The sequence below is a fragment of the Pantoea sp. Cy-640 genome (assembly GCF_011752635.1).
GTDB classification, from domain to species: domain Bacteria; phylum Pseudomonadota; class Gammaproteobacteria; order Enterobacterales; family Enterobacteriaceae; genus Pantoea; species Pantoea dispersa.
This window is the reverse complement of record NZ_VWXB01000003.1, coordinates 200,609-219,507: the sequence shown is the minus strand read 5'-3', so window position 1 is coordinate 219,507 and position 18,899 is coordinate 200,609. Positions and strand designations below refer to the sequence as shown.

Annotated in this window: 19 protein-coding genes; 9 read left to right on the top strand and 10 right to left on the bottom strand. The window is 58.5% G+C overall.

Features of this window, described 5'->3' with window-relative positions; all coding sequences use genetic code 11:
• Positions 1–14: 14 nt before the first annotated feature.
• Positions 15–1,184: a D-alanyl-D-alanine-carboxypeptidase/endopeptidase AmpH gene (gene ampH, locus F3J36_RS09840; RefSeq protein ID WP_031279806.1), complete on the top strand. Its 1,170-nt coding sequence runs from the start codon at positions 15–17 to the stop codon at positions 1,182–1,184.
• 192 nt (positions 1,185–1,376) lie between these two features.
• On the opposite strand, the gene F3J36_RS09835 is transcribed toward ampH, so the two are convergent.
• Together F3J36_RS09835 and F3J36_RS24190 are read right to left on the bottom strand one after the other, a co-directional pair.
• Positions 1,377–2,303, bottom strand: coding sequence for a DUF1176 domain-containing protein (locus F3J36_RS09835; RefSeq protein ID WP_255467571.1), 927 nt, complete (start codon positions 2,301–2,303; stop codon positions 1,377–1,379).
• The gene (locus F3J36_RS24190) at positions 2,278–2,682 is read right to left on the bottom strand and encodes a hypothetical protein (protein ID WP_247653167.1); all 405 of its coding nucleotides are present in this window, start codon (positions 2,680–2,682) and stop codon (positions 2,278–2,280) included. Before F3J36_RS24190 ends, F3J36_RS09835 begins: the two co-directional genes overlap by 26 nt.
• 236 nt (positions 2,683–2,918) lie before the next feature.
• On the opposite strand from F3J36_RS24190, the gene F3J36_RS09830 reads away from it, so the two are divergent.
• The 8 genes from F3J36_RS09830 to F3J36_RS09795 are packed head-to-tail and all read left to right on the top strand — an operon-like array spanning position 2,919 to position 10,857.
• Positions 2,919–3,749: a DeoR/GlpR family DNA-binding transcription regulator gene (locus F3J36_RS09830; protein WP_021508063.1), complete on the top strand. Its 831-nt coding sequence runs from the start codon at positions 2,919–2,921 to the stop codon at positions 3,747–3,749.
• A 12-nt stretch (positions 3,750–3,761) separates the two neighbouring features.
• Positions 3,762–4,745: a substrate-binding domain-containing protein gene (locus tag F3J36_RS09825; RefSeq protein ID WP_058758342.1), complete on the top strand. Its 984-nt coding sequence runs from the start codon at positions 3,762–3,764 to the stop codon at positions 4,743–4,745.
• Position 4,746: 1 nt separating this feature from the next.
• Positions 4,747–6,252, top strand: coding sequence for a sugar ABC transporter ATP-binding protein (locus tag F3J36_RS09820; protein ID WP_166719594.1), 1,506 nt, complete (start codon positions 4,747–4,749; stop codon positions 6,250–6,252).
• On the top strand, positions 6,245–7,234 hold the full coding sequence (locus F3J36_RS09815; RefSeq protein WP_125309140.1) for an ABC transporter permease: 990 nt from the start codon (positions 6,245–6,247) through the stop codon (positions 7,232–7,234). Before F3J36_RS09820 ends, F3J36_RS09815 begins: the two co-directional genes overlap by 8 nt.
• A gap of 17 nt (positions 7,235–7,251) precedes the next feature.
• The gene (locus F3J36_RS09810) at positions 7,252–8,301 is read left to right on the top strand and encodes an ABC transporter permease (protein WP_021508059.1); all 1,050 of its coding nucleotides are present in this window, start codon (positions 7,252–7,254) and stop codon (positions 8,299–8,301) included.
• Positions 8,301–8,993 carry a D-allulose 6-phosphate 3-epimerase gene (gene alsE / locus F3J36_RS09805; RefSeq protein ID WP_031279804.1) on the top strand — a complete coding sequence of 231 codons (693 nt, stop codon included), beginning with the start codon at positions 8,301–8,303 and terminating at the stop codon, positions 8,991–8,993. Before F3J36_RS09810 ends, alsE begins: the two co-directional genes overlap by 1 nt.
• The gene (gene alsK, locus F3J36_RS09800; RefSeq protein WP_166719593.1) at positions 8,990–9,886 is read left to right on the top strand and encodes an allose kinase; all 897 of its coding nucleotides are present in this window, start codon (positions 8,990–8,992) and stop codon (positions 9,884–9,886) included. Before alsE ends, alsK begins: the two co-directional genes overlap by 4 nt.
• Positions 9,883–10,857 (top strand): ribokinase, encoded by a 975-nt coding sequence (locus F3J36_RS09795; protein WP_166719592.1) that lies wholly within the window; start codon positions 9,883–9,885, stop codon positions 10,855–10,857. Before alsK ends, F3J36_RS09795 begins: the two co-directional genes overlap by 4 nt.
• 71 nt (positions 10,858–10,928) lie before the next feature.
• Here F3J36_RS09795 and nudK read toward each other — a convergent pair whose 3' ends face one another.
• The 8 genes from nudK to F3J36_RS09755 form a co-directional block, all read right to left on the bottom strand.
• Positions 10,929–11,507: a GDP-mannose pyrophosphatase NudK gene (nudK, locus tag F3J36_RS09790; RefSeq protein ID WP_021508055.1), complete on the bottom strand. Its 579-nt coding sequence runs from the start codon at positions 11,505–11,507 to the stop codon at positions 10,929–10,931.
• Between the two features lie 695 nt (positions 11,508–12,202).
• Positions 12,203–12,787 (bottom strand): cytochrome c-type protein NapC, encoded by a 585-nt coding sequence (gene napC, locus F3J36_RS09785; protein WP_058758337.1) that lies wholly within the window; start codon positions 12,785–12,787, stop codon positions 12,203–12,205.
• A 7-nt stretch (positions 12,788–12,794) separates the two neighbouring features.
• Positions 12,795–13,226 carry a nitrate reductase cytochrome c-type subunit gene (gene napB, locus F3J36_RS09780; RefSeq protein ID WP_058758336.1) on the bottom strand — a complete coding sequence of 144 codons (432 nt, stop codon included), beginning with the start codon at positions 13,224–13,226 and terminating at the stop codon, positions 12,795–12,797.
• Between the two features lie 11 nt (positions 13,227–13,237).
• Positions 13,238–15,724, bottom strand: a complete 2,487-nt coding sequence (gene napA, locus F3J36_RS09775) for a nitrate reductase catalytic subunit NapA (RefSeq protein WP_104094115.1) — start codon at positions 15,722–15,724, stop codon at positions 13,238–13,240.
• The gene (locus F3J36_RS09770) at positions 15,721–15,999 is read right to left on the bottom strand and encodes a chaperone NapD (protein ID WP_021508051.1); all 279 of its coding nucleotides are present in this window, start codon (positions 15,997–15,999) and stop codon (positions 15,721–15,723) included. Before F3J36_RS09770 ends, napA begins: the two co-directional genes overlap by 4 nt.
• Positions 15,989–16,459: a ferredoxin-type protein NapF gene (napF, locus tag F3J36_RS09765; protein ID WP_166719591.1), complete on the bottom strand. Its 471-nt coding sequence runs from the start codon at positions 16,457–16,459 to the stop codon at positions 15,989–15,991. The genes F3J36_RS09770 and napF overlap by 11 nt, the downstream gene beginning before the upstream one ends.
• 163 nt (positions 16,460–16,622) lie before the next feature.
• Positions 16,623–18,125 (bottom strand): L-asparagine permease, encoded by a 1,503-nt coding sequence (gene ansP / locus F3J36_RS09760; protein ID WP_031279802.1) that lies wholly within the window; start codon positions 18,123–18,125, stop codon positions 16,623–16,625.
• 290 nt (positions 18,126–18,415) lie between these two features.
• A complete protein-coding gene (locus F3J36_RS09755; protein ID WP_058770823.1) occupies positions 18,416–18,688 on the bottom strand; it encodes a DUF1471 domain-containing protein in 273 nt (90 codons plus the stop codon).
• Between the last annotated feature and the right edge of the window lie 211 nt (positions 18,689–18,899).

Below are 18,899 nucleotides of genomic sequence, written 5' to 3'. Positions count from 1 at the left end.
CGGACGCTTTCCCGTTGAAAAAACGTACTCCTTTTTTACTGGCCTTAATGGTTGCCGTGCTGCCCTTTACCAGCGCGGCGCAGGTATCGCCCGATCCGCTGCTGGCCTCGCAGATTGTTGATCGCTATGCCGAGCATATTTTCTATGGCAGTGGTGCAACCGGCATGGCGCTGGTGGCAATTGACGGTAACCAGCGCGTGTTCGCCAGCTTTGGCGAAACCCGTCCCGGCAATAATGTGCGCCCACAGCAGGACTCACTGATCCGTATCGCCTCGCTGAGCAAACTGATGACCAGCGAAGTGATGGTGAAGATGGCCGAGCGCGGCCAGATTCGCCTTGACGATCCGCTGAGCAAATACGCGCCGCCGGGTGCCCGGGTACCGACCTACAACGGCCAGCCGATTCGGCTGATCAATCTCGCCACCCACACCAGCAGCCTGCCGCGCGAGCAGCCGGGTGGCAAACCGCATCGTCCGGTGTTTGTCTGGCCAACCAAAGCGGATCGCTGGCAGTGGCTGCGCGGTGCGCAGCTAAAAGCCGCGCCGGGCACGCAGGCAGCCTATTCCAACCTCGCCTTCGATCTGCTGGGCGACGCGCTGGCTAAAGCCGCCGGTATGCCTTATCCGGCCCTGCTGCAGCAGCTGGTAACGCGTCCGCTCGGCATGAAGGACACCACCTTCACGCCATCACCGGATCAGTGTCAGCGCCTGATGATTGCCGAAAAAGGGGCCAGCCCGTGCAATAACACGCTGGCAGCCATCGGCAGCGGCGGCGTGTATTCCACGCCGGACGATATGGGACGCTGGATGCAGCAGTTCCTCAACTCGGCGGTGAATCACCGCACGCCGCAGATCGATCGGCTGCAAACGCTGATTTATCGCCGCGACCAGCTGACTAAAGTGGAAGGCATGGACGTGCCAGGACGCGCCGACGCGCTGGGCATGGGCTGGGTTTATATGGCACCGAAGGCGGGCCATCCGGGCATCATTCAGAAAACCGGCGGCGGCGGCGGCTTCATCACCTACATGGCGATGGTGCCACAGCACAACGTCGGCGTATTTGTGGTCGTGACGCGCTCGCCGCTGACCCGCTTCACCCCGATGAGCGATGGCGTCAACAACATGCTGGCTGAGCTGGTGGGCAACCAGACGGGCTCACCGATGATGATCGGCAATATTCGCTAAGCCTTTGACAGCTGATGTCATGTCACCGTAGCCAAAGCGTGAGTTATGACGAGCAGTTACTGCGAACCCTCCCCTAAATCATTCGTGCTGCAGGAAGGCGACAACTGAATGAATCCCCGGGAGCTTACATCAGTAAGTGACCGGGGTGAAAGAAGGCGGCCAACGCCCCTGCAGTGCGAAGGATGACGGGGATTACTGAGTGACCCAGAGGGTGGGCCAGTCATCACTACTATGCCAGGCGTCGCAGGTCTTCTCCTCCGCATACTCCGCCAGCACGAAAGCATTACCATCAAACTGCCAGCGTGTGGCCACACCGCAGTCGCCCAGACCGCGCCCTTTACTGAAGGTATACAGCTGGCCATTACTGGCATCGAACTCGGCGTTCACCAGCTCCAGCTGATTATCAGTGCGCGACGGCGGGGTAAACGGCAGGTTGAGCGTGATGCCGCGCGACACATACGGCTGGCTGCGCGTGACTTCAAACGCCAGATCGATCACGTTGTAGGCCCCGGTTTCGCAGCTTATCAGCAGCAGCGCTTTGCTGTCGGTGAGTGGCGCAACGCTGACTTCCCGCCGCAGCGGATCGAGCGAGCAGTTGTCAGTATTGACGCGCCAGGTTCCGTAATCGATCAGGCCGGTGGTTTCCTGCTGCGTCAGCGGCGCGGGTGCGGGCAGCGCTGCCGGCAGCTGCGGAATTGAGGGCGGCGGTGGCACATCCCACTGCACACGATCACCGCGCTTTACCCAGGCGCTGGCCCCGTTAACCCGCCCCTGCACGTCATCCATCAGCAGCAGCGCCGCTTTCATACCGCGCAGCGGAATACTGGCGCTGGCTTTATAGGTGAGCTGTAAATTGCTGGCATCCAGCGTCTGGGCGAGAAATTCGTCGATGGCGATGGCGTTGCTGGTGGCCAGATGATGCGGCTCCACCGTCCAGTGTTTGAGGTCCGGATTGAGGCGGCGCTGGTCGAGCAGCAGGTTGTCTTTTAGCGCCGCGCCCGGCAATGCACCGCTGTAGGCGCTGCCGTAATCAATGCGCAGCAGCGGCCGATCGTTGACCCCGGCGTGACGCGAAATCGTCATCACCAGGCCATTATCGCCAGGAAAACTGCGTGCCACGCAGAACGCCGCGTTGTTGCAGGTGATCTGCCAGTCGGAAAACGACTTTTGCAGCGGCTCGGCCTGTACGCTGGCGATCAGCAGAAAGGGCAATAAAAGCAGCGACTTCATCCAATACGACATGAAAAAAAACGATCCCCGATTCCTGGAAAGAAAATGATAGCGCAATGCATGCGCGGTCATCAGGCCGAAACTGTGAAGTGGCCTGAAAAGCGAAGTTAACTGCTGAAAAAGCCGTCGCCTTATGGGCGATCTGTGTGGAATAGCGCAACAGCTCCATCATCCGGTGCGGCTGATTTCTGCTCAATCGGATTCGTCGGACAATTTTTACCCCCTTCACAAAACGGTCAAATACACACAAACGGTCATAATCGGTCATGCTATGGTGCTGGCAGAGCGTCAACGCTGTGCATGGTCTCTCTCATTCCCTCGCGTAATAACGCGCATTTATGTGAATGCGATCACTTAAATTTGAAATAAAGAGATCTCATTTACATAAAAAATCCAATGAAAATCACCTTAATGTCGCCGGGCCAGTTGGTCGCTGCGGACTCGTGCCCAGCCCACATTTTCACATTCCGGCATCCAGTAATTTATAGCCATCGGAGGGAAGTCATGTTGCCGATTGAAAGACAGCAGCGAATTATTGACGAGCTTAATTTAAATGGTCGGGTCATTGTCGCTGAATTAGTCACGCTGTGTCAGGTTTCTCAGGAAACCATTCGCCGTGATTTAACGCAGCTGGAGAAACGTGGCGTATTACAGCGCAGTCACGGTGGTGCAGTACCAGCCAAACGACAGGCCGCCAACATTCAGGGAAATACACGCGGTATTAACGAGTATGAATTATCTTTTCGCCAGCGCATGAATGAAAACGTCGAGGCCAAGATGGCGATAGCCAAACGGGCACTCGATTTTATCAGCCCCGGTGATTGTTTATTACTCGACAGTAGTACCACCTGCTGGTATCTGGCACGACAGCTACCGGATATTGAATTAACGGTGTTAACCAATTCTATCAGAATCGTCCAGACCCTTGCAGCGCGCGGCAGTATCCGCACCATCTGCCTGGGTGGAGAATATTCTGACCGTTATGAAGATTTCCACGGCGTCGTCGCAGAGCAGCCGCTACGGGAATTTCAGATCAATAAGATCTTTTTTTCCTGCAGCAGTTTGGGCAATGACGGTTATTTACGCGAAGGTAACGAAAACAACGCACATTTAAAACAGCAAATGTTGTTAGCGGCAGAAAGAAAACATCTGCTGCTGGACGGCAGTAAATTTCTGCGCCCCTCATTCGCGCGTATTTGTCATTACCGCGATGTGGATTTTCTCATCACTGACCAATTAAAAGACAAAGAGCTGGAACAAGAACTGGCGTGGAACGGCGTCAATATTATTGATTGCTCGCAACGCAGCCATTCGATGCAGCTAATAAAAAATTAATCCGGAGTCTTTATGAAAAAACATCTTATCGCCTGTTCTCTCCTTGCCCTGTTTGCCGCCGCTGGCGCGCAGGCCGCTGATAAAATCCGCATGGGCATCGTGGTAAAAATTGGCGGTATTCCGTGGTTCAACGCCATGGAAGCGGGCATCAAAAGTGAAGCGGCAAAACGCGGCATCGACGCGTGGATGGTGGGGCCAACCGCCGCTGACCCGGCGCTGCAGGTGCGCGCGATTGAAGATTTGATTGCGCAGAAGGTCGATATCATCGGCGTGGTGCCAAACGACCCGAAAGTGCTTGAGCCAGTGCTGAAGCGCGCGCGTGAAGCCGGGATCATGGTGATTACTCACGAATCGCCCGGCCAGAAAGACGCCAACTGGGATTTCGAGCTGGTCGATGCGCCGACCCACGGCATCAACCATATGAAAGCACTGGCGAAATGCATGCATGAAGAAGGCAAATACGCCATGTATGTCGGCAGCCTGACGGTGCCACTGCATCAGGAGTGGACCGACGCCGCGCTCAACTACCAGAAACAGCACTATCCGAAGATGCAGCTGGTGACCGACAAGTTCGGCGTCGGCGAATCGCTGGATGACTCCATCCGCACCACCAACGAGCTGATGTCTAAATACCCGGATCTGAAAGGCATTATGGCCTTTGGTTCTCAGGGACCGATTGGCGCCGGCCGCGCGGTCATGAACCGCAACAAGATCGATCAGGTGTGCGTCATCGGCGCCTTCAGCCCGGGCCAGGGCGCGTCGCTGGTACAGCGCGGTGCTATCAAGGGCGGCTATATCTGGAATCCGCAGACCGCCGGTGAAGTATTTGTGCGTATCGCCGACATGATGGAGAAGAAAGAGCCAATCACCGACGGCATGACCATTGAAGGGCTGGGCAAAGTGAAGGTGGACGAGGCGACGCACACCATTCTCGGTAACAACACTGAAAGTCTCGATAAAGAGAACCTGCCAAAACTGGTGAAAATGGGGCTGTAACATGCAAGAGGTCACTCCACAGACGCTGATTGCGCTCGACAACCTGTCGAAAACATTTGGTGGCAACCGCGCACTGAGCGATATCTCGCTGACCCTGCTGGCCGGCGAAGTGCATTGTCTCGCTGGCACCAACGGCTGTGGCAAGAGCACCTTAATTAAAGTCATTTCCGGGGTGCACGCCCCGGACAGTGGCAGCCGCATCACCCTCGGCGACGGCCAGAGTTTCCCGCGTCTGACCACCCGTCAGGCGCGCGACTTCGGTATCCAGGTGATTTACCAGGATCTGTCGCTGTTTCCCAATTTGAGCGTGGCGGAGAACATCGCCTTTGAGCATAACCTCAACGGGTTGCTCGGCTGGCACCGTCAGGCCCGGCTGCGCGACACCGCGCGCGGCATTATTGATGAGCTGAAATTCGATCTCGATCTGAATGAGAAAGTCGCCGCGCTGTCGATTGCCCAGCGCCAGCAGGTGGCGATTTGCCGCGCGCTGGTGGCCGATGCACGACTGGTGATCATGGACGAACCCACCGCGTCGCTGACGCGTACCGAGGTCAATCAGCTGCTGCGCACCGTGCGCTATCTGAAAGACAAAAACATCTGTGTGGTGTTTGTCAGTCACCGGCTGGATGAAGTGCTGGAGATTTCGGATCGCGTAACGGTGATCCGCGACGGCCGCAAGATGGGCTGCTGGCCAGCCAGAGAGATGACGCCGCATCACCTGACCGAACTGATGACTGGCCTCAAGCTCGACTACCAGTTAAAAGCGCCAACGCGCAACGCCGATCGGGCGATTCTCGAAGTAGAGAAGCTGACGCGCGCCGGTCAGTATCATGACGTCAATTTCAAACTTTACGCCGGTGAAGTGCTGGGCCTGTGCGGCCTGCTCGGCTCCGGCCGCACCGAACTGGCGCTGTCGCTGTTTGGCATGACCAAACCGGACAGCGGCAAAATCTGGCTCGACAGCAAGCCGGTGCGTTTTCGCGGGCACGAAGACGCCATCAAAGCCGGCATCGGCTACGTTTCGGAAGATCGTCTGACGCTCGGCCTGGTGCAGCAGCAGTCGGTGGCCGACAACATGGTGCTGCCGATCCTCGATAAGCTGCAAAACCGTTTCCATCTGATCGACGAATACCGCAAGAACAAGCTGATCCTGCAGTGGATTCAGCAGCTCGGCGTGCGCGTGGCCGATCCCAACCTGGCGATCTCTACCCTGTCCGGCGGCAACCAGCAAAAAATCGTGCTGGCGAAATGGGTGCTGACCCAGCCGCGCATTCTGATCCTCGACTCGCCGACCGTCGGCGTGGATGTCGGCGCCAAGGCCAGCATCTATCAGCTGATCCACGAGCTGGCGAAAGAGGGACTGTCGATCATCCTGATTTCCGACGAAGTGCCGGAGGTCTGGTACAACTGCGACCGCATCCTGCACTTCCGCGACGGCACCATCCATGCCGAATACCAACCCGATACCGTGGCGCAGGAAAAGCTGGCGGAGGTGATTAATGCCTGATTTCTCTCGTTTACGTCCGCACTCCAGCCAGGGCTGGCTCGCCTGGGTGCTGCTGGCTTTCATGGTGTTCTTCTCGCTGGCCAGCGATCAGTTCCTGACGGTGCAGAACCTGCTGGATCTGGCGGAAAGCTACGCCGTTACCGGCATTTTCGCCCTCGGCCTGTTTGTGGTGCTGGTGACCGGCGGTATCGATATCTCCTTCGCCGCCGTGGCGTCGGTGGTGCAATACCTGATCGCCTCGCTGTTTGTGCAGTTCCAGTTTGACAACGCGCTGCTCAGCATTCTGCTGGCTATCGTCTGCGGCACGCTGTTTGGCGTGATCAACGCCCTGCTGATCACCTCGCTGCGTGTGGTGTCGATCATCATCACCATCAGTATGCAGTCACTGCTGTTTGGTCTGCTGATGTGGGTTACCGGCGGCAAAAGCCTCTACTCGCTGCCGGACTGGTGGATCACCCTGCGCAGCGTGCTGCCGTTTAGCGTACAGGGCAACAGTTTTCAGATTGGCTTACCGCTGGCGATCATGCTGGTGATTGCCGGGCTCACCGCGCTACTGCTCAACAAAACCAATCTGGGTCGCCAGCTGTATGCGGTGGGCGGCGATGCGGAATCGGCGCGGCGCATTGGCATCCGCGTGGGATTGATTCACGTGTTTGCCTACGGCTGGCTCGGGGCGATGGCGGCGATTGGCGGGCTGGTGCAGGTGTACCGCATGGGTGAAGTAGTGCCGAACGCGCTGGTCGGCGGTGAGCTGGATGTGCTGGCTGCGACGGTGCTGGGCGGTGCCAGCCTGATGGGCGGCAAAGGCACGGTCAGCGGCACGCTGATGGGCGTATTCCTGATCGCCATCCTGAAAAACGGCCTCAATCTGATCGGCGTCTCCAACTACTTCATGAACATTGTGGTCGGCGGCACGATTATGGTGGCGATTGCCGTCACCCACTACAAAAAACGTAAAGAAACCGACGTCAGTTTCGTCTGACGGGAGGAGCCATCACCATGAAATCTCTCTCTGCGCTGCGGCCGGACGGCACCAACATCGGCCTGATGCTGTTAATTGCGCTGGCGCTGGCCACCTTCAGCGTCATGCTGCCGGGCCGCTTTCTCACTGATTCGACCTTTATGAGCATGGCGTTTCAGCTGCCGGAGCTCGGCCTGTTAACGCTGGCGATGTTTATCGCCATCCTCAGCGGCGGCCTGAACCTCGCCATCATCGCCACCGCTAACCTGACGGCGCTGTTCATCGCCTGGACCCTGATGAGCGCCCTGCCGGCTGATGCCGGTACCGGTCAGCAGCTGCTGTGGCTGTTTATCGCCATCGTCGGCGCGATGGTGATTGCCGCCGTGATTGGCGTAATCACCGGCGTGATGGTAACGCGCATCGGCGCACACCCGATTCTGGTGACGCTGGCCACCATGATGACGCTCAACGGCATCGGCATCTGGCTGACCAAAGGTGCGGCGGTGAGCGGTATGCCGCCGGTGGTGCAGTCGCTCGGCTCAGACACGCTGCTGGGCATGCCGCTGCCGCTGTGGGTATTCCTGGTTGCCGCCGCGCTGCTGGCGCTGTTCCTCGGCAAAACCCGCGCCGGTAAATGCATCTACATGGGCGGCAGCAACATCAACGCCACCTGGTTCAGCGGCATCAATACCCACCGTATGGTGATGCTGGTGTATGTCATCTCCAGCCTGCTGTGCGTGCTGGCCGGTCTGATCATGATGGCGCGCTTTAACTCGGCGCGCATGGGCTACGGTGATGCCTACCTGCTGCTGACCGTGCTGGCCATCATTCTCGGCGGCACCGATCCCAACGGCGGTTTTGGCCGCGTGACCGGCGTAGTGCTGGCGCTGATTGCGCTGCAGGTGCTCTCCACCGGCTTCAACCTGATGAACATCAGCCAGCACGTCAGTCTGGCGATGTGGGGTGCCGTGCTGGTGGTGGTGCTGGCCTTCAAACAACTCAAAGCGCGCTTTAACGATCACCGTGCCGTCAGGCTCAGCAAGCTGGCCGCGGCGCTTAATCCTCTGACCGAAAAAAAGGAAGTATGATGCGTATTCAAGTCTCCCCGTCGTTGATGTGTATGAATCTGATGGAGATCAAGCACCAGCTGGCCGTGCTGGACTCCCGCGCTGACTTCCTGCACATCGACATCATGGACGGTCACTACGTTAAAAACATCACCCTGTCGCCGTTCTTTATTGAGCAGATCCGCCCGCATACCCAGGTCGCGATCGATGTGCATCTGATGGTGGAAGAGCCGACCGACTTTATTGAAGCGGTGGCCAACGCCGGCGCCGATTACATTTGCCCGCACGCTGAAACCATCAACCGTGATGCGTTCCGCGTTATCAACCTGATTCGCAGCTACGGCAAAAAAGTGGGCGTGGTGCTCAACCCGGCCACGCCGGTCTCCTTTATCCATCATTACATTCATCTGCTGGATAAAATCACCGTGATGACCGTGGACCCGGGCTATGCCGGTCAGCCGTTTATTCCGGAGATGGTGCAGAAGGTGCAGGAGCTGAAGGCGCTGAAGCAGGCGCACGGCCACCGCTACCTGATTGAGATCGACGGTTCCTGTAATACGCGCACCTACAATACGCTGGTCGGTGCCGGTGCCGAAGTGCTGATTGTCGGCACCTCCGGCCTGTTTAACATTCACGAAGACCTCGCCACCGCGTGGAATATGATGCGTGAGAGCATTGATGAAGCGCAGGGCCTGGCGCAGGTGTCGGCATGACAATACGCTGGCTCGGTATCGACATTGGCGGCACCGGCACCCGTCTGCAGTTGATGGAGGCGGGCCGCATCTGGAGCAGCTTTCGTAAAGTGCCCACCGCCAGCTGGGCGCAGCAGCCCGATGCGCTGGCCGCACTCGGGCAGCTGATTGCGGAAACGCTGGAGCAGCAGCTGGTCAGCGGTGTGATGCTCGGCCTGCCGGGCATTCTCAGCCGCGATCGCCAGCAGGTGATTTCACTGCCGTTCATTCAGGCGCTCGATCACCAGCCGGTAGCGGCGCTGCTGAGTGAACGACTGGGCGTGCCGGTGGCGATGGATAAAGACGTTAACCATCTGATGCTGTGGGATTTAATGCAGCTGGAGCAGCTGCCGGAAAATGCGGTAGGTCTGTATCCCGGCACCGGCATGGGCAACAGCCTGTGGATCAACGGCCGCTTCTACCATGGTCAGCATGGCGGAGCCGGTGAACTCGGCCACGTGCCGGTGGCCGGTAACGCACTGCCCTGCCCGTGCGGTAACCACGGCTGTGCGGAAACCGTGACCTCCGGCCACTGGTTAAGCCACTGGGCGCAGGCCAATGCGGCGCAAACGCCGATGTCGGCGCTGTTTACCCATCACGGTTCTGACCCGGCGCTGCAGGCGTTTGTGCAGCGGCTGGCGCAGCTGATCGCCACCGAGATGAACATTCTCGATCCGGAGTACCTGATTCTGGGCGGTGGCGTGCTGGCGATGGCTGATTTCCCACTGGCGCAGCTGCGCAGTCAGATCCAGCAGCATTTACGGCCGCCGGCCACGCGGGATGGTTTGAAAATCATCTTCAGTCAATCCACCGATCACACCGGCTGTCGCGGCGCCTGCCTCGCCGCAGAACGGCTGTTCAGGAGCGCGCAATGAAAGGAAAAGTGTGTGTGTTTGGCTCGTTCAACCTCGACGTGGTGGCGGTGATGAACCGTTTCCCCCTGCCGGGCGAATCGCTCACGGCGCACAACAGCATGATGGGGCCCGGCGGCAAAGGGGCCAACCAGGCCACCGCCGCGCTGCGCGCCGGGGCGCGCGTGCACTATATCGGTAAGGTGGGTAATGACGATTTTGGCACCTTTGCCCGTCGCCATCTGGAGAAGACCGGTTTCGACGCCATTACGCTGTTCACCTGTAAAGAGAAACCCACCGGCAACGCGCTGATTTACGTGGCGGGCGATGACGCCGAGAACATGATATCGGTCTATCCCGGCGCAAATACCACCGTGACCGCGGCCGAAGTGGCGCGCTGTCAGCCCACCGTGGCTGCCGCCGATATTCTGCTGGTGCAGCTGGAGAACAACCTCAGCGCCATTCAGCGCATGATCGACAACGCGCGTGCCGGCGGCACGTTTGTCATTCTGAATCCGGCACCGTGGCAGAAAGTCAGCGATGCGCTGCTGGCTAAGGTGGATCTGTTAACGCCCAACAGCACCGAAGCGATGCAGCTGAGCGGCGTAAAAGTGACCGATTTCACCAGCGCGCAGCGCGCCGCCGAAGTGCTGCACCGCAAGGGGGCGCGTCAGGTGATTATTACGCTTGGCACCGCGGGTGCCCTGCTTTCCAGCGCGGAGCAGCAGCTGCGTATTCCGCTGTTTCCTGCCCAGCCGCTCGACACCACCGGTGCCGGCGATGCCTTCAACGGTGCGCTGGCGGCGCGCCTGGCGTCCGGCGATGCGTTACCGCAGGCGGCGCTGTTTGCGGCGGCGTTTGCCTCACTGTGCGTCGAGCGTTCCGGCGCGGCCAATTCCATGCCCTCCTACGCCGAAGCGCTGGCGCGCATGCAGGCTCATCCGGAGTGTGCAGTGACGCCGTTAAATGCCCCGGAAATAACGCACATGGTGTAGTGGCGCAATGCATTGCACCCCGGCATCGGCAGAGTCGGCATTCGTGCCGACCCTGCGAATCACCGCCGCGGTTATGCCTGCAACCAGCCCATCAGCTGCGCATAGTGCAGTAACATAATGGTCTTGCCGTCGCGAATGCGCCCCTCTTTCACCATCGCCAGCGCCTGGGGAAACGGCAGCTCGAGTACGGTGATCTCTTCATCTTCCACGCCACCGCCGTCGTTAGCGCGTTGCGCATCGCTGTATTCAGCGGCGAAAAAGTGCAGCAATTCGGTCACGCCGCCCGGCGACATGTAGGCCTCAAACAGCTTTTCGACCTTACCAACCTGATAGCCGGTCTCTTCCACCGCTTCTTTACGGATGCAATCTTCCGGCGTGTCGTTATCCAGCAGTCCGGCGCAGGTTTCAATCAGCTCACCGCTGGCGTTGTCATTAACATAGGTCGCGATGCGGAACTGACGAATCAGCACCACGCTGTTTTTTTCACGGTTGTAGAGCAGGATGGTGGCGCCGTTGCCGCGATCGTAGACTTCACGTTTGTGACGTACCACGTCGCCGTTGCTGCGGGTGAGTTCGTAGGTGTAGTTGCGCAGAATGAAATAATTATCAGACAGCAACTTATCTTTGATGATGTTGATCTTTAACGACATAGCCGCTCCACTGCGTAGCTGAGGGAGCCTGAGATAATAGGCCGAAGCCGCAGGGAAAACTATCTGAATTGTGGAGCAGGTTGCCCGCGATGGCGTGAGGCTGTCAGTTGAGCATTACGCCTTTTCAACGCTCTTGGCACGTGTCGTAGCGGCGCAATTTATTGCGCATCCGGGCAGCTGTGCAGTGATTAACTTAGCGCGATAAATCGCGCCGCTACAATGTGTGCAGGATGAGGGTGCAGAAATAAAATGCCGCACGAATCGTAGCGGCGCCATTCATTGCGCATCCGGGCAGTTGTGCAGTGATTAACTTAGCGCGATAAATCGCGCCGCTACAATCTGCGCAGAATGATGGTGCAGAAATAAAATGCCGCATGAATCGTAGCGGCGCAATTTATTGCGCATCCGGGCAGCTGTGCAGTGATTAACTTAGCGCGATAAATCGCGCCGCTACAATGTGTGCGGGATGAAGGTGCAGAAATAAAATGCCGCTACAATGTGTGCAGGATGATGGTGCAGAAATAAAAAGCCGCACGAATCGTAGCGGCGCAATTTATTGCGCATCCGGGCAGCTGTGTAGTGATTAACTTAGCGCGATAAATCGCGCCGCTACGATGTTGTGTGGTTTGCGGCTACCTCAACCGGTCGGCACGAAAACCCTGATACCGCACCGGCAGGCGCGGCCAGGGTCGCGATTAGAAACCGTTTGGCTGGTCTTTCATATCCGGCAGATGGTGGGCAATGCCTTTGTGGCAGTCGATACAGGTCTGTCCGTCCTGCACCGCTTTGCTGTGCATTTTGGCGGCGACCGTTTTCTGCGCGGTGAAGTCCATATAATCGAAGTTGTGGCAGTTACGACACTCCTGCGAATTGTTGTTCTTCATCCGGCGCCACTCGTTCTGCGCCAGCTCGATACGCGTCTCTTCAAACTTCTGCGGCGTATCAATCAGGCCAAAGATCTTGGCGTACACCTCTTTACTCGCCTGGATCTTACGAATCATCTTCGGCCCCCACTCGTGCGGCACGTGACAATCCGGACAGGTGGCGCGCACGCCGCTGCGGTTGTTGTAGTGCACCGTCTGCATATATTCCTGATAGACGTTGTTGCGCATTTCGTGACAGCCAATACAGAACTGCTCGCGGTTAGTCATCTCCATCGCGGTGTTAAAACCGCCCCAGAAGATGATGCCGCCAGCAAAACCAAGAATCAGCAGCGTGCCGAGCGCCAGACGGCTGGGGCGTCGCCACCAGCGCCAGATACGTAAAAGTTTCTGTTTCATCGTCACCTCACTGCCCAAAGCCGTCAGCCGGCTTAAAGGTGTTTTCCACCACCGGTTTGGCATCGGTCTGCGGCACGTGACACTGCAGGCAGAAGTAGCGACGCGGCGATACCGTGCTGCTCACTACGCCGTCGCGGTCAGTGAAGTGCGTCGGACTGACGCGCGGCGCGCCGGTGGTCAGATAGCTCTGGGTGCCGTGACACTGCAGGCAGCGGTTCACGTTCTTCGTCACCTGGTAGCCCTCCACGCTGTGCGGGATCACCGGCGGCTGATTAACATAGTTCAGCGGCTTACGGCTCTGCTCTTTGGGCTGATGAATGGTGCCCTGCTGCGTTGCCGTCACTTCCGGTGACTGATTGAGATCGACGCCGTTATTAGCGTACACCACGCCGCCCAGCATCAGGGCGGCAACGGTTACAAGAGTGATAAAAGGTTTCATTGCATCCTGCCTCAGATTTTCACCAGCTTAACGGCGCATTTTTTGTAATCGGTCTGCTTCGACAGCGGATCGGTGGCGTCCAGCGTGATGTTGTTGGCCAGCACGCCGGCATCAAAGAACGGCATAAATACCAGCCCCTGCGGCGGCTGATTACGCCCGCGCGTTTCCACGGTGGCGAGGGTTTCGCCGCGACGCGATACCACGCGCACCTTCTCACCGCGACGGAAGCCGCGATCTTTGGCGTCCAGCGGATGGATATACAGCAGCGCCTGCGGCACCGCGCGGTGCAGTTCCGGCACGCGGCGCGTCATGGTGCCGGTGTGCCAGTGCTCCAGCACGCGCCCGGTGCAGAACCACAGGTCATATTCGGCATCCGGCGCTTCCGCTGGCGGCTCGTACGGCAGGGCAAAAATGGTGGCTTTGCCGTCCGGCTTACCGTAAAAACGTACCCCCTCACCGGCTTTCACGTAGCTGTCGAAACCTTCACGATAGCGCCAGCGCGTCTCTTTGCCGTCCACTACCGGCCAGCGCAGACCGCGCGCCTCGTGATAAGTATCAAACGGTGCGAGATCGTGACCGTGACCGCGGCCAAAGCTGGCATACTCCTCGAACAGGCCTTTCTGAATATAGAAGCCGAACTCACGCGCTTCATCGTTGAGGCGGTCGTCGGCCACTTCGCTCAGCGGGAACTGATTCACCTGGCCGTTGGCATACAGCACGTCGTACAGGGTTTTGCCTTTCAGCTCAGGCTGCTGAGCAATCAGCGCCTCTGGCCACACGTCCTCAACGCGGAAGCGTTTGGCAAAGGTCACCAGCTGCCACAGATCCGATTTCGCCTCGCCCGGCGCTTTCACCTGCTGATGCCAGAACTGGGTACGGCGCTCGGCGTTGCCATAGGCGCCCTCTTTCTCTACCCACATCGCCGTCGGCAGAATCAGGTCGGCAGACAGGGCGCTGACGGTCGGATACGGGTCGGATACCACGACAAAGTTGCGTGCATCGCGCCAGCCCGGCATGCGTTCCTGCGTCAGGTTCGGCCCGGCCTGCATGTTGTTGTTACACATCACCCAGTAAGCATTCAGCTTGCCATCTTTCAGCGCGCGATCCTGCGCCACGGCGTGCAGACCGACTTTGGCTGGCACCGTGCCCTGTGGCAGCTTCCACAGTTTTTCAGCTAAAGCGCGGTGTTTGTCATTGTTCACCACCATGTCGGCTGGCAGACGGTGCGCAAACGTGCCCACTTCACGCGCGGTGCCACAGGCCGATGGCTGGCCGGTGAGCGAGAATGGTCCGGTGCCCGGACGGGAAATTTTGCCGGTCAGCAGGTGGATGTTGTAGCACAGGTTGTTCGCCCACACGCCGCGCGTATGCTGGTTGAAGCCCATGGTCCAGTAAGAGACCACCTTCACGTTCGGATCGGCGTACAGCTCCGCCAGCGCGATCAGCTGATCCTGCTCTACGCCGCTCATGGCGCTGGCTTTTTCCACCGTGTATTCCGCGACAAATTTCGCATACTCATCGAAGCTGATTGGCGTCGACTCGCCGTTGTCCGGATTTTTCGCCGCCGCCTGCAGCGGATTGGTCGGGCGCAAACCGTAGCCGATATCCGTCACGCCTTTACGCAGCGTGACGTGATTCTGCAGGAAGGTTTTATCGACTTTGTTGTTCTGAATGATGTAGTTAGCGATGAAGTTGAGGATCGCCAGATCGCTCTGCGGCGTGAAGACGATGGCGTTATCGGCCAGCTCGAAACTGCGGTGGCGATAGGTCGACAGCACCGCCACTTTAACGTTGTCATTGCTGAGACGTCGCGCGGTCAGGCGAGACCAGAGAATCGGGTGCATCTCGGCCATGTTCGATCCCCACAGCACAAACGCATCGGCCTGCTCGATATCATCGTAGCAGCCCATCGGTTCATCCATACCGAAAGTGCGCATAAAGCCCACCACCGCAGACGCCATGCAGTGGCGCGCGTTCGGATCGAGGTTGTTGGTGCGGAAGCCGGCTTTCATCAGCTTTGATGCGGCGTAACCTTCCCATACGGTCCACTGGCCGGAGCCAAACATGCCGACCGATTCCGGGCCGTTGGCTTTCAGCGCCGCCTTAAACTTCGCTTCCATGATGTCGAACGCCTGATCCCAGCTTACCGGGGTGAACTCGCCGTTCTTATCGAATTTGCCGTCGGTCATGCGCAGCAGCGGCTGGGTCAGACGATCTTTGCCGTACATGATCTTCGGCAGGAAGTAGCCTTTGATGCAGTTCAGACCCCGGTTAACCTCCGCCTGCGGATCGCCCTGCGAGGCGACCACGCGGCCATTCTGCGTGCCGACCAGCACGCCACAGCCGGTGCCGCAAAACCGGCACGGCGCTTTTTCCCAGCGAATCGGCTCAGCCAGGCTGGTGGCCGCTTTGGTCACGGTCGGAATGGTGAGACCAGCAGCCGTTGCAGCAGCAGCCGCCGCATTGGCCTTCATAAAATCACGACGACTCAGGTTCATGATGCTTCCTTACAGGGTTCTTCAATTTCGTCTTGCTGGTGATAAACCAGCGATACCGCCAGCACATCCGGGATGTTGCGGGTGGCTTCAATGTTGCTCAGCAGCGTGGCGCTGTCGGCCGCGCCCAGCGTTAGCGCCAGCGTGCCGCGTGCGGCATCTTCCGCCGCGATGTCGCTATCGGCAAAGTTCAGTAGCGCCTGCCGCACCGCCGCGATCGCGGTCGGACGTGCCTGAATCACCAGGCCACATACGTGCCAGCTGTCGTTATTCGTCATGATGCAGTCCTGTGGCTGAGACCGGACACGGCGCGATACAGGCGCCACAGCCGGTGCAGTGTTGCGGAAGGATTTCCGGCTGGCCGATGCCGTTGGGCATCAGGCGAAAACGGATCGCCTGCTGCTCACAACTCTCCTGGCAGCTGCGACAGTTAACGCCAAGAAAAGCGATACAGCGGCTGTCGATGCGGATGCGCTGGCTAGAAGGTTCAGTGTCGCGCGGCTGAAACAGCGGCTGCGGGCAGACGTCGGCACAGGCGGCGCAAAAGGTGCATTCGCCCTGCAGAAAGTCGAGCTGCGGCGCTTCGCCAGCGGCGATGCGGATAATGCCGCTCTCGCAGGCTTGTACGCAGCGGGCGCAGCCGTCACAGCCGCTCTCTCCCCGCCACCACGGCAACGCGATACCGCCGGCAGGCATGACGCGCTGCCCGGTAAAGAGTTCACGTCGCGACAGCGCCATCGGCTCACCTCAATGCGGGGATGTAGAGATGGTGCGTAAAATAACCTGAGGTTATGAAGGGCTATATCACCCGAAAGGTGTAATTCCCGATGCGGGATCAAGAGAAGGAGAATTGAAATAAAAACGGGGGCCGACTGGCCCCCGCAGGTGAGTATCGCTGCGATTAACGCGCGTTGTCTTCCGCCAGTTTAGGCGCCGCATCATCCTGATCGTCATGATGATGCTCGTGCTCTTTCATCGCTTCCGCCTGCACGCGCTTACGCACGCCAAACCAGCCAAGCACCAGCAGCACGGCAATCAGCGGAATTGAAGCAATGGTATAAGTGCCGTTCGGGTAGTCAAACGCCATCAGCACCAGCACGCTCACCAGGAACAGCAGCGTCAGCCACGAGGTAACCGGCGCCCAAGGCAGCTTAAAGCTGACATCTTCCGCTTTGCCCTCTTTGATGGCTTTGCGCAGACGCATCTGGCACACCACGATGAACGCCCACGAGGAGATAATCCCCAGCGACGCCACGTTCAGGACGATCTCAAACACCTGCGACGGAACGTAGTAGTTGAGCACCACGCCGATCACGTACACGCCGATGGTCACCAGGATACCGGCGTACGGCACCTGCTGCTTACTCATCTTCGACATGAACTGCGGCGCCGAGCCGCCCATCGACATTGAACGCAGAATACGTCCGGTGGAGTACAGGCCCGAGTTCAGGCTCGACAGCGCCGCGCTCAGCACCACGATATTCATCACGCTACCAATGTAGGGCACGCCCAGTTTGGAGAAGAAGGTGACGAACGGGCTTTGTCCGGCCTGATAGGCGTTCCACGGCAGCAGCAGTACCAGCAGCACCACGGAACCCACATAGAACAGGCCGATACGCCAGATCACGCTGTTGATGGCTTTTGGCAGCATGGTTTTCGGGTCTTTACACTCGCCCGCCGCCGTGCCCACCAGCTCAATCGAGGCGAAGGCAAACACCACGCCCTGTACCAGCACCAGCGCCGGCAGCAGACCGTGCGGGAACAGCCCGCCGTTGTCGGTGATCAGATGGAAGCCGGTGGTGTTGCCGTCCAGCGGTTTACCGCTGCCGAGGAACACCACGCCGACAATCAGGAACACTACGATAGCCAGCACTTTCACCAGCGCGAACCAGAATTCCATCTCGGCGAACCACTTCACGCCGATCATGTTCATGGTGCCGACAATCGCCAGCGCGCCCAGCGCAAATACCCACTGCGGCACATCACCAAACGCGCCCCAGTAATGCATGTAAAGCGCCACCGCGGTGATATCGACGATACCGGTCATCGCCCAGTTAACGAAATACATCCAGCCCGCGACGTAGGACGCTTTTTCCCCGAGGAATTCACGCGCGTACGAAACAAAGCTGCCGCTGGAAGGGCGATGCAACACCAGCTCGCCCAACGCACGGAGAATAAAGAAGGAGAAGATACCGCACACCAGATACACCAGTGCCAGTGCCGGACCGGCCATCTGCAGACGCGCGCCGGCACCGAGGAACAGACCGGTACCGATAGCGCCGCCAATGGCGATCATTTGTACCTGACGGTTACCCATCGCTTTGTGGTAACCCGTGTCGTGAGAGTTAAGCCAGCGCCTTCTCGCAGCACGCTGTTCGGCTGGCGTTTTTTTAGTAGATTTCATAGCTTTCCTGTTTGTCCTGTCCATCAATCACCGCGTAACCAATCGATTGCGCCGGGCAGTGCGAAATGGGGTAAAACCGGCCCTTGAGCGGCGGAACGATGCCGCGCGGCAAGCCGGGAAATTACGGCGATGAATCCTACCCGTTCTGCATGAACGAAGCAAAATTTACTGGCTGACTGCACGGGTTGATTTGTAATAATCCGTCGCGACGCACAAAAAAACCGGCCAGTGGGGTGGCCGGTAATCGGTGGCTACAGGAAAAAACTACCAGAGGGGAATAATGAAGGGCATTAACGGTAAATCTCGGCGCTGCCGCTCCACATGCTGGAATCGCCTGGATTCTGCATGCCAATGACGCGATAGTGGCTGGCGCCCATCTCTTCCGCTTTTTGCGACAGCTGACGGGTGGCGTCATCCAGCGAACCGCGCACGCCGCTCACCGAAACGGTGCCGCTGCTCTGCAGGTCCTGGGTTTGTGCCTCACTCAACGGCGAGGCGGCAAAGGTAGTAAACGATGCGCTGGCAAGCAGTGCAGCAGTCATTACGGCATAACGTGTCTTCATGAGGTGCTCCTGTTGTCGTGCGGGAAAGGGTTACGCGTCATAGTATCGGCGAGCCAGTGCAAACCAGGCTGCGCGGGCGGTAAAAGCGTTCAATATTTCGCCAGCCAAACGCGGTTAATCCAGGGAAACGTAAACCGCGGTGAGTTTCTCTGGTAAAAGTAACCAGATGTGTCAATTTCGCGCTCGCGCCCGCGCTGCGGCTGACTTATAA

Excerpts from the sequence above, each read along its gene's own strand:
- F3J36_RS24190 (WP_247653167.1), bottom strand. The coding sequence starts at position 2,682 with ATGACCGATTATGACCGTTTGTGTGTATTTGACCGTTTTGTGAAGGGG.
- F3J36_RS09830 (WP_021508063.1), top strand. The coding sequence starts at position 2,919 with ATGTTGCCGATTGAAAGACAGCAGCGAATTATTGACGAGCTTAATTTA.
- F3J36_RS09825 (WP_058758342.1), top strand. The coding sequence starts at position 3,762 with ATGAAAAAACATCTTATCGCCTGTTCTCTCCTTGCCCTGTTTGCCGCC.
- F3J36_RS09820 (WP_166719594.1), top strand. The coding sequence starts at position 4,747 with ATGCAAGAGGTCACTCCACAGACGCTGATTGCGCTCGACAACCTGTCG.
- F3J36_RS09815 (WP_125309140.1), top strand. The coding sequence starts at position 6,245 with ATGCCTGATTTCTCTCGTTTACGTCCGCACTCCAGCCAGGGCTGGCTC.
- F3J36_RS09810 (WP_021508059.1), top strand. The coding sequence starts at position 7,252 with ATGAAATCTCTCTCTGCGCTGCGGCCGGACGGCACCAACATCGGCCTG.
- alsE (WP_031279804.1), top strand. The coding sequence starts at position 8,301 with ATGCGTATTCAAGTCTCCCCGTCGTTGATGTGTATGAATCTGATGGAG.
- alsK (WP_166719593.1), top strand. The coding sequence starts at position 8,990 with ATGACAATACGCTGGCTCGGTATCGACATTGGCGGCACCGGCACCCGT.
- F3J36_RS09795 (WP_166719592.1), top strand. The coding sequence starts at position 9,883 with ATGAAAGGAAAAGTGTGTGTGTTTGGCTCGTTCAACCTCGACGTGGTG.
- nudK (WP_021508055.1), bottom strand. The coding sequence starts at position 11,507 with ATGTCGTTAAAGATCAACATCATCAAAGATAAGTTGCTGTCTGATAAT.
- napC (WP_058758337.1), bottom strand. The coding sequence starts at position 12,787 with ATGAAACAGAAACTTTTACGTATCTGGCGCTGGTGGCGACGCCCCAGC.
- napB (WP_058758336.1), bottom strand. The coding sequence starts at position 13,226 with ATGAAACCTTTTATCACTCTTGTAACCGTTGCCGCCCTGATGCTGGGC.
- napA (WP_104094115.1), bottom strand. The coding sequence starts at position 15,724 with ATGAACCTGAGTCGTCGTGATTTTATGAAGGCCAATGCGGCGGCTGCT.
- F3J36_RS09770 (WP_021508051.1), bottom strand. The coding sequence starts at position 15,999 with ATGACGAATAACGACAGCTGGCACGTATGTGGCCTGGTGATTCAGGCA.
- napF (WP_166719591.1), bottom strand. The coding sequence starts at position 16,459 with ATGGCGCTGTCGCGACGTGAACTCTTTACCGGGCAGCGCGTCATGCCT.
- ansP (WP_031279802.1), bottom strand. The coding sequence starts at position 18,125 with ATGAAATCTACTAAAAAAACGCCAGCCGAACAGCGTGCTGCGAGAAGG.
- F3J36_RS09755 (WP_058770823.1), bottom strand. The coding sequence starts at position 18,688 with ATGAAGACACGTTATGCCGTAATGACTGCTGCACTGCTTGCCAGCGCA.